At 65.8% G+C, this 4,611-nt stretch carries 5 protein-coding genes and 2 pseudogenes; 2 read left to right on the top strand and 5 right to left on the bottom strand.

The features are described 5' to 3' along the window. Nucleotides 1-281 (bottom strand): transposase family protein (locus tag ACFWUY_RS40605; protein WP_384121825.1); only part of this gene is annotated, 281 nt, incomplete at its 3' end. A gap of 304 nt (nt 282-585) precedes the next feature. On the opposite strand from ACFWUY_RS40605, the gene ACFWUY_RS40610 reads away from it, so the two are divergent. Then, entirely contained in the window at nt 586-708 is a 123-nt protein-coding gene (locus tag ACFWUY_RS40610; RefSeq protein WP_384121828.1) for a hypothetical protein, read from the top strand. Nucleotides 709-1,146: 438 nt separating this feature from the next. Here ACFWUY_RS40610 and ACFWUY_RS40615 read toward each other — a convergent pair whose 3' ends face one another. Then, nucleotides 1,147-1,482 carry an Lsr2 family protein gene (locus tag ACFWUY_RS40615; RefSeq protein ID WP_384121830.1) on the bottom strand — a complete coding sequence of 112 codons (336 nt, stop codon included), beginning with the start codon at nt 1,480-1,482 and terminating at the stop codon, nt 1,147-1,149. Nucleotides 1,483-1,742: 260 nt separating this feature from the next. Between ACFWUY_RS40615 and ACFWUY_RS40620 the strand changes: the two are divergent. Beyond that, nucleotides 1,743-2,086: pseudogene (locus tag ACFWUY_RS40620) on the top strand (dihydrofolate reductase family protein); the annotation flags it as partial. Between the two features lie 407 nt (nt 2,087-2,493). Here ACFWUY_RS40620 and ACFWUY_RS40625 read toward each other — a convergent pair. The 3 genes and pseudogenes from ACFWUY_RS40625 to ACFWUY_RS40635 all read right to left on the bottom strand — a co-directional run bounded on the left by ACFWUY_RS40625 (nt 2,494) and on the right by ACFWUY_RS40635 (nt 4,400). Continuing rightward, a pseudogene (locus tag ACFWUY_RS40625) lies at nt 2,494-2,977 on the bottom strand (transposase). A gap of 132 nt (nt 2,978-3,109) precedes the next feature. Next, entirely contained in the window at nt 3,110-3,457 is a 348-nt protein-coding gene (locus ACFWUY_RS40630) for a winged helix-turn-helix domain-containing protein (RefSeq protein WP_384121832.1), read from the bottom strand. 126 nt (nt 3,458-3,583) lie between these two features. Continuing rightward, nucleotides 3,584-4,400, bottom strand: a protein-coding gene (locus tag ACFWUY_RS40635) for an IS5 family transposase (RefSeq protein WP_384121835.1) whose coding sequence is annotated in 2 segments (ribosomal slippage) — nt 3,584-3,913 and nt 3,915-4,400 — 816 coding nt in all. Because the reading frame shifts where the segments join, the coding sequence is not laid out codon by codon here. Nucleotides 4,401-4,611: the final 211 nt, after the last annotated feature.

Consider the following 4,611-nt stretch of genomic DNA (forward strand, 5'->3'; position numbering starts at 1 on the left):
AGGACGTCCAGCGTCTCGTCCACGTACCGCCAGGCGGTGGCCTGCGATATCCCGAAAGCGGCTCCAAGCTGCGAGAACGTCTCGTTCTTCCGCAGGTGCACGAGGGTCAGCAGGGCCTGCTGGAAGCAGCCGAGCCTGCGCCAGCGAGTGTTGCGAGCTCGGCGGCGCTCGTAGAGCAGCCAGGAAACATGCTCGACCAGCTCGTGCGAGACGTCGAGCATGGCAGGATACGGAACCACCAGGGCCCCTTCGGTCGCCAGCGTGTTGAGTGAGATCACCACGCCAACGACCAGGGGCCCTGCCTCGTCACCACACCCGCTGACCAGCCCATTTCACCCTCCAGCACAGGATGAAAGAGGCTCAGTTACACCGAAAACTTTACAGACCCTATTATGTCTGGTCGGGATTCCAGGGCTGGAAGGGACGGGACGATTTGACCCTTCGGCTCGGCTCTTGATGTGGCGCCCAGGATGCGCGGCAGGACCCCGTTACCCGGGCAGGGCCTGGCCGTAGAGAGTGCATCACAGTCAGCATCGCGGTCCCCAGTTGCCGCCACGTGATCACGGAGCTCCGAATGCCGAAGGCATGCACCTTTTGAGCTGGCAGATGGATGCCATTGCAGTGCTGCTGGTCGTCTCGGAGTCGGTTACCAATGCCAACGAGCGCACCAACCCGCTGCTCATGCTGCATCTGCACCGGGCTGGTTAGCCGTGTATAGGTAGGTGTTACCGACGGCGGACCCGCCGCGACGGAAAGTGTCTAGACGGCGTCCTGTGCCGATGACGGGCTTGGCCGTAGAATCACCATTGTGGGCACGATGGCCGACGCTCACCGCGCCCGAAACTCACTCCAGCGGCGCAACTCACTGGGCCCGCATCGCTGCCTAAGCAGTGCCTCTAACCTCGGCCCCGCAAATGGGGCGAAGCCGGCCGCTTGCCGCACCAGGGGAGTGTCACCGGTGCTGGGCGACGAAGGGGGGCGGGATCTCGATCCCGCCCCCTTCGACATACTCTGAGGAAGGCCGTGTACAGGCCGGCTGCTGTACCGGGATAGCACCGGGGCACGGCCGCCATCTTGCGTGCACCTCGACCGCGGCGAGTTCGCCGTGCCGACGAGCCCATTCCGGCTATTCCCCCTGCGGAGGCCTCAGCCGTTTGCTTTCTCGTATGCCTCACGAACTTCGGCGGGAACGCGACCGCGCTCGTTCACGCTGTAACCGTTGGCCCGAGCCCACGCGCGGATCTCCGTGGACTGGCTGGCGCCGCTTGAGGCCGTGCGCTGCTTGTGCCGGACTGCTGCGGCCCGGCCACCGGTCCGCCGACCGTTCTTGGCGTAAGGCTCGAGCAAGCTGCGAAGTTTGTCTGCATTGGCAGTGGTGAGGTCGATCTCGTACGTTTTTCCATCCAAGGCGAACGTCACCGTTGTGTCCGCCTCGCCACCGTCGAGGTCGTCGACAAGGTGCACTTGAACTTTCTGGGCCACTGGATCTTTTCCTATCCTGAGGAATTGGTACACAGAAAGGAAACCGCATTTTACGAGGAAAAACAAACCGTTGGTCAAGGTCGGCCTGACATGCACGCACTTACGAGGTGCTCACGCTGCGATCGGGCAGCTGCGGGTGTCGCCTGGTTCGGGCTGTCAGAACGGGACAGGGTCCGGCGAAGAGCCCCAAGTTTGATCGGCAACACGGGCAGGCGTTACGAATCATCCGATGAACGAATGCCCAGTGAGGTTTCTGAACGATGAGTGTCTCCCTTGACGGCTACATCGTCGGGCCGGACGGCGGCTTCGGCTGGACGGGCCCCGACGAGGAGTCTTCCGCTTCCAGATCGACGAGATCCGGGACGTCGACGTCCATCTGCTGGGACGATGGCTGTACGAGACGACGCTGTACGGGGAGACCGCCGACCAGGATCCCTCGCTCGACGCCCCGTCGCGCGAGTGGACCTCGCTCTGGAATCCGCTCCCGAAGATCATGTTCTCCACCACGCTGTCGGCGGTGCAGGGCAATGACCGTCTGGCCCCCGACAGCCTGGTGGAGGAGATCGAGCGGTTGCGGGCCAAGCCGGGGGAGGGGGACATCGCGAGGATGTGCACGCGCCGCTCGCCAACGGCGCAGACCAATTCAAGCCACTGGACATACCCCGTTCGGTTCAGAAGGTTCCACTGATAGACGCCATGCGCAGATCATTTCGCGGGCTCTCGTGACAGGGCCGGCAGCGGACTGGTGGACATCCGCCGATGTAGGAAGCCCTGCCCCGCGGGCGGCGGGTCCCCCAACGCCCCCAGCCGCCGATTGCATTGCGCAGGCCTGAATCTACTGGTTGCTGGTGTCCGGGTTGCGCCCCACTCCATGCTCTGCTCTTGAAACCGGGCGGGCTCGGCAGGGCACCTACGCCCGTCCGGGTTCGTGGTGTCCCCGCCCATGCCCTATGGGCATCCGGGGTGAGGCGATTCTTTCCCGACCCGACGATCCTGGAGCTACTGAGGTTTTCACGGTGGGGTCGGTGGGCTGATAGCCAGACCTGTGGCGGTGAGGCAGCTGTCGATCAGGTGGGGTCGGAGCTGGATTCTGCGTAACTCGCGGCGAAGGGTGCGGTCGAGGTCGTCGGATGTGTCGAAGGCGGTGTTGGCCATCGCCCTGCGGATGAGTGGCCAGACGGCCTCGACGGGATTGAGGTCGGGTGCGTAGGCGGGAGGCGGACGGTGGTGAGCCAGTCGTGCTCGGCCTCGTACCGCTTCAGTCCGGCGGCCAGATGAGTATGGAGATGCTCCCAGATCACCACGATCGGGCCGTCGAGCTGGAGGTGTGCGCGGACCAGCAGGTCGCGGTAGTCCTTCCAGGAGAAGCTTTTGCGTGCACCCTTGAGGAGGAGATGGGTGCGGGGCCGGTGGATGAGGCGGCTGTTTTGGCCGGTTTGTAGCAGCACAGGGCGGCGATGGAGGTCCGGCGGCGGGAGCGGCCGCGGTCGCGGATGACGGGGGTGTGTCCGCGCCGGTCCCAGGTGCGGGCCACCGGCGCGTCATCGAGAAGCCGGCTTCGTCCTCGAAGACGATCCAGCCGTCACACGCCGCCGCGAGTCTTTTACCTGGGGCCAACCTCTTTCTTCTACGGCTCCACCGCGTGCTCGTCGCGTTCGAGTGTTCTGCGGGCGGGTGCCTGCCAGGACCAGCCGTGCCGTTTCAGCAGCCGCCACACCGTGGCCACCGACAGCGTCAGGCGCAGCCGGTGGTGGATCGCCGTCTGGACCCGGGCCAGGGTCCAGCGCTGATCGTCGAAGCCGTGCGCGGCCGGTCCCTTACCGACTTCCTCCTCGAGCACGGTGAACTGGGCGTCGGTGACGGTCGGGGAGGTGGCCGGACCCGCCGAGCGCAGGGCCTGTATGCCGCCCTCGCGCCAGGCCCGCCGCCAGCGTTCCACCGACCGCACGCTCACCCGCAGGTCTTTCGCGATCACCGTGGTCTTCTCACCCGCCGCGAACCGCTGCCCGGCCTGAAGCCGAATCCCCTCACGAAACGCCCGCCGCTCAGCGGTCAGACCCCCACCTTCCGGATACCTCACCTCATCGGCATACCGCAGGGATCATGAACCGTCACCACCCGACGACAACCCGAAAACCTCAGTAACAAGGCGTTGGACGTGTCGGTGGGTGTTCAGGCAGGTGGCGAGGCCGAGGAAGGCTTCGTGGATGTCGTTGCGCCGTTCCCAGCGAACGCCGAGGCGCCAAAAGCCGTGCAGCCAGGCGATCGTCCGCTCGACGACCCAGCGGTGGTTGCCGAGGCCGGAGCCATGAGGCACGCTGCGGCGGGCGATCACCGGTTTGATGCCCTGGGCCCAGACGAGGCGGCGGTACTTGTCATGGTCGTAGCCCCGGTCGGCCAGCAGCATGTCGGGCCGGCGCCTGGGGCGGCCCAACCAGACCCGCGACAGACGGGTCCTTCGCGAGCAGGGGCATCAACTGGGTGACGTCATTGCGGTTCCCACCGGTCAGCGACATGGCGAGCGGGATGCCCTGACCGTCGACGAGCACGTGGTGCTTGCTGCCCGGCTGTGCTCGCTCGACCGGGCTGAACCCGCTTTTGGGCCCCGTCGAGCGGCCCTGACGTGGCTGGAGTTGTTTCCCCGTCCTCGACCAGTCCAGCTGCTTCGCTGACCGCAGCCTCGTCAGCAGGACGGCATGCAGCCGGTCCCACACGCCGGCCTCATTCCGCGCGGCAAGCCGTCGCCAGCACGTCATGCCGGACCCGAAGCCGAGCTCCTGGGGCAAGTGCTCCCACTGGATGCCGGTATGCAGCACGAACAGGATCCCGCACGACGCCTGCCGGTCAGGCACCCGCGGTCTGCCCACCACCAGCTTCGGTGCTGGCACCGGCAGCAGCGGATCGATCAGCGACCACAGTTCAAGTCAACTTCTCGGCCCTGAAGGACTGAGCTTGTCACTCGATCCGCGAGAGGCCGTGATGGCAGGTGGAGCGCGGCCGGCTGCCGCGTTGGTCCCCTGCGTCCGGTACGGCGCTAGGCCGTGTTTTAAGTCGGGTTCCAGTTCGCGCCTCGCGCGGTAATGATCACGGTGTGGGGCGTGGGGATCTTTCCGATGAGCAGTGGTCGGT

The organism is Streptomyces sp. NPDC058664 (genome assembly GCF_042716635.1).
Lineage (GTDB): Bacteria > Actinomycetota > Actinomycetes > Streptomycetales > Streptomycetaceae > Streptomyces.

Excerpts from the sequence above, each read along its gene's own strand:
- ACFWUY_RS40610 (WP_384121828.1), top strand. The coding sequence starts at position 586 with ATGCACCTTTTGAGCTGGCAGATGGATGCCATTGCAGTGCTGCTGGTC.